A 3,910-nucleotide genomic window follows, 5' to 3' on the forward strand; every position below is an offset into this window, starting at 1 on the left:
GGCGCGGTGTCCGCGGCGGGGCGGCCGACCGCGCGGGGGCTGCGGATGGCGCGGCTGGGGCTGCACCCGCGGCTGGGCCGGGCCCTGCTGGACGGCTCCGCCGTGCTCGGTGCCCGGCGGGCGGCGGAGGTGGTGGCGCTGCTGAGCGAGGAGCCGCCGCTGGGGGCAACCCCAGCGCGGGCTGGGGGAGAGTACGGGGACGACCTGGCCACCGCCTGGCGGGCCGCGCGGCGCGGGGGCGACGCGTACGCGTCCCGCTGGCGGGCGGAGACCAGCCGCCTGGAGCGGGCGCTGGGCACGGCTGGGCCTGCGGGTACCGCTGCGCGGGGTGCGGCCGGGCCTGCGGGTACCGCTGGGCGCGGTGCGGCCGGGCCTGCGGGTGCCGGTGCGCGGGGTGCGGCCGGGCCTGCCGCTGCCGGTGCGCGGGGCTCTTCCCCCACCCCGCCCCTTCTCCCCCAGCTACCGCTGGGGGGACCCCCAGAAACCGGGGGCTCCGCCCCGGACCCCGTGCCGGGCGCTGCGCGCCCGGTGCGCTCGAACTCCCCCGGCTACCGCGGGGAGGTGCCCCCAGCGCGGGCTGGAATTCCGCTGCGCGAAATCCAGCCGCAGGCGACGGACCAGCCGCGCCACAATCCAGCCCCGCCGGCGTTTGAGGCGCGGGGGTACGGGGGCGGAGCCCCCGCAGGGGGTCCGGGCAGCGGGGACCTCCTCCCGTCCGGCGGCCCCACGGCCGATGACGCCGCCGCCGGGCTCATCGCAGCCCTCGCGTTCCCCGAGCGGGTGGCCCGGGCCAAGGGCCGGGGAAGCTACCTCATGGCCTCCGGCACCGGGGCGGAACTGGCGGACGGTTCCGCCCTGCGCGACGCGGAGTGGCTGGCCGTGGCCGTCGCCGACCGGGCCCCCCACTCCGCGTCCGCACGCGTCCGGCTGGCCGCCCCGCTCGACGAGGACACCGCCCGGGCCGCCGCCGCGCACCTGCTGGCCTCCGGTGAGGAGGTGCGCTGGGAGGACGGGGACGTGGTCGCCCGCGCCGCCGAACGGCTCGGGGCGATCGAACTGGTGGCACGGCCGCTGCGCGACCCCGACCCGGCGCTGGTGCGGGCCGCCCTGCTGGACGGGCTGCGCGCCGAGGGGCTCGGCCTGCTGCGCTGGTCCCCGGACGCGCAGGCGCTCCGCGCCCGCCTCGGCTTCCTGCACCGTACGCTCGGCGGCGCCTGGCCCGACGTGGCGGACGACGCCGCGCTGCTGGAGCGGGCCGACGCATGGCTGGAACCCGAGCTGTCGCGGGCCCGCCGGCGCGCCGACCTGGGCCGGATCGATGCCGGTCAGGCCCTCGGCCGGCTGCTGCCCTGGGCCACCGGGGAGGCCGTCCGGCTGGACGAGCTGGCTCCCGAGCGGATCGAGGTGCCGAGCGGTTCCCGGATCCGCGTGGACTACACCGCCGAGCAGCCGGTGCTGGCGGTGAAGCTCCAGGAGCTGTTCGGGCTGGCGGAGACGCCCCGGGTGGCGGGGGTTCCCGTCCTCGTGCACCTGCTGTCGCCGGCCGGGCGGCCCGCCGCCGTCACGGCCGACCTCGCCTCCTTCTGGCAGGGCGGCTACCGCGCGGTACGGGCCGAGCTGCGCGGCCGCTACCCGAAGCACCCGTGGCCGGAGGACCCGGCGACGGCGGAGCCCACCCGCCACACCAACGCCCGGCTCAGGCGTCAGTGACCCCGGGGCCCGGGGCGGCCGCCCCGCGGCGGCCCCGGGCCTCCAGCCAGAGGGCGGCCGCGAGGAGCGCCAGGCCGCCGAGGGCGAGGCCGGCCGGGGCGTAGGTGTGCAGCGCGAGGACCTTCGTACGGTTGGCGGCGACGAGGTCGCGGGTGTACTTCGCGTAGTCCTCGCGCATCGTCACGTGCCCGGCGAAGGCGGTGAGCCGGCCCTCGGGGGCGCTCGCCGCGATGCCGCCGCGCATCTCCTGCCGGATGTCCTGCTCGGCGTTGACGGGCGCCCCGGTCACCGGGTCGACCCAGAACCGGGCCTTGACCGTGTACCAGAGGGTGGTTCCGGTGGTCTGCTCGATGGTGGCCGGGTCGATGCCCTCGATCGGCATCTTCTTGGGCATGGGGACCTTGGTCCAGGGGACGGTCTGCTCGAAGCAGTAGACGTCCATGCCCCGGTAGCGGCGCGGTCCGACGTAGTGGATCGGCGAGGCGGTCCTGGTCTGGGCGTCGAAGTAGAGGTAGTCGCGCGGCTCGGTGAAGAAGGGCCACTTGAACTCGATGCCCTCGCGCGTGACCGGGTCGCCGTCGACCATCTCGCCGGTGGCGTGCACCGGGTCCTGGGTGTGCGCGTCGAAGATGTAGCGCTCGGGGATCCGGGAGACCATCTTGCCGTCCGGTCCGATGATGTAGGTGAGCGTGTCCCAGACGACGACGTCCTTGCCCGCGTCCGCCCCGATCCGCCGGGAGGCGTCGACGTCGCCCTTGAGGGTCTGGACGATGGTCACCTTGTCGACCTTCTTGGGCTGCATCCCGCCCGCGTAGTCCAGGAGGGTGGCGTCCTTGGCCTCCAGGACCACGGCCTGGTACTGGCTGGGCGGGATCTTGGCCAGGCGGGGGTACGCGTACCAGCGCAGCAGCGGTGCGAGGGCTGCGCAGAACACGGCGAAGGCAAGCAGGACGAGGCTCGCTCTGCGTCGCACGGCCGGACCTCCTTACTCCTGTCCGGGCGCGGGGGGCGCGGTGGTGAGCAGGGGCTTGGGCGAGGTCCTGCCTTCGGGCACCCCGGCCGCCGTGACGGCGAGGACGAGGGCCAGCGCGGCGGCCAGCCCGATGGCGGCGGCGACGAGTGCGCGCACGGCGGGGCCTCCCTGGATCTGATGGGTCGTCAGGGAGGCGTACCGTAGCAACGCGGGGGTCAGATGAGAACCGTCGAGGACCGCCCGGCCCCCGCGTCCGGGTCAGGGGGCGGCGGGGGTCACCTTCGGGGAGGCGGACGCGTCCGGGGACGGGGCGGCGGGCCCGGAGGTGGCCGTCACCGTCGGGGAGGGGGAGACGGAGGGGGAAGCGGAGGCGGAAGGGGAAACGGAGGGGCTCGGGGTCGCGCTCGGCTTGGGCGTGGGGGTCGGCGTCGGCGTCGGGGTCGGGGTGGGCGTCGGCGTCGGCTTCGGGCTCGGCGTAGGAGTCGGCTTCGGGCTCGGAGTCGGCGTGGGCGTCGGCGTCGGGCTCGGCTTCGGAGTCGGCGTAGGCGTCGGGCTCGGCGTAGGCGTAGGCGTAGGCGTCGGCGTGGGCGTCGGCGCCGGCCCCGTCGGCCTGCCCGGGGCCGGGGCCGGGCCGGTGCCGTCCGGGACCTCGTGCGCCCCCTGGAGGTAGTACGCGTACCAGGACCGCACCGTCCGCAGGTACTCGGCGGACTGGTTGTACGAGAGGACGGCCCGGTCCAGGTCGGCGCCCGCCCGCAGGTCCCGGCGGCCCGCGCACAGGTAGCGTCCGGCGGCCAGGGCCGCGTCGTGGACGTTGTTGGGGTCGCGCCGCCCGTCGCCGTTGCCGTCCTGGCCCCAGGACGCCCAGGTGGACGGGATGAACTGCATGGGGCCGACGGCCCGGTCGTAGCGGGCGTCGCCGTCATAGGCCCCGCCGTCGGTGTCGGAGATGTTCGCGAAGCCGTTGCCGTCGAGCACGGGCCCCAGGATCGGCCGCAGGGTGGTCCCGGAGGCGTCGACCCGGCCCCCGCCGGCCTGCCCGGACTCGACCTTGCCGATCGCCGCGAGCAGCTGCCAGCGCAGCCCGCACCCGGGGTCGTCCTCCGCCACCCGCTGCTCGGCCCGCCGGTACGCGGCGAGCAGGTGCGCGACGGCATCGTCCGCCGGCATCTCGGCGCGGCTCAGCAGCAGCTGGCGGGCGAGCGTGGCACGGTTCAGTGCGCGGGT

The 3,910-nt window shown here is 76.8% G+C and carries 4 protein-coding genes; 1 reads left to right on the forward strand and 3 read right to left on the reverse strand.

Going from position 1 to position 3,910, the window contains the following annotated elements; all coding sequences use genetic code 11:
- A partial coding sequence (locus tag AB0F18_RS38850; protein WP_362070161.1) for an ATP-dependent helicase C-terminal domain-containing protein occupies positions 1–1,710 on the forward strand: 1,710 nt, incomplete at its 5' end.
- On the opposite strand, the gene AB0F18_RS38855 is transcribed toward AB0F18_RS38850, so the two are convergent.
- The 3 genes from AB0F18_RS38855 to AB0F18_RS38865 all read right to left on the reverse strand — a co-directional run bounded on the left by AB0F18_RS38855 (position 1,697) and on the right by AB0F18_RS38865 (position 3,853).
- Entirely contained in the window at positions 1,697–2,683 is a 987-nt protein-coding gene (locus AB0F18_RS38855; RefSeq protein ID WP_362070164.1) for a DUF3068 domain-containing protein, read from the reverse strand. The two genes, AB0F18_RS38850 and AB0F18_RS38855, sit on opposite strands and share 14 nt — an antisense overlap.
- A gap of 12 nt (positions 2,684–2,695) precedes the next feature.
- Positions 2,696–2,839 (reverse strand): SPW_0924 family protein, encoded by a 144-nt coding sequence (locus AB0F18_RS38860; protein ID WP_362070167.1) that lies wholly within the window; start codon positions 2,837–2,839, stop codon positions 2,696–2,698.
- A 102-nt stretch (positions 2,840–2,941) separates the two neighbouring features.
- Complete coding sequence (locus tag AB0F18_RS38865; protein ID WP_362070170.1) at positions 2,942–3,853, reverse strand: lytic transglycosylase domain-containing protein; 912 nt, start codon at positions 3,851–3,853, stop codon at positions 2,942–2,944.
- Between the last annotated feature and the right edge of the window lie 57 nt (positions 3,854–3,910).

The organism is Streptomyces sp. NPDC029216 (assembly GCF_040648015.1).
Taxonomy (GTDB): Bacteria; Actinomycetota; Actinomycetes; order Streptomycetales; family Streptomycetaceae; genus Streptomyces.

What these genes read in the sequence shown, in the direction of transcription:
- AB0F18_RS38865 (WP_362070170.1), bottom strand. Translation starts at nt 3,853, where the DNA reads ATGCCGGCGGACGATGCCGTCGCGCACCTGCTCGCCGCGTACCGGCGG.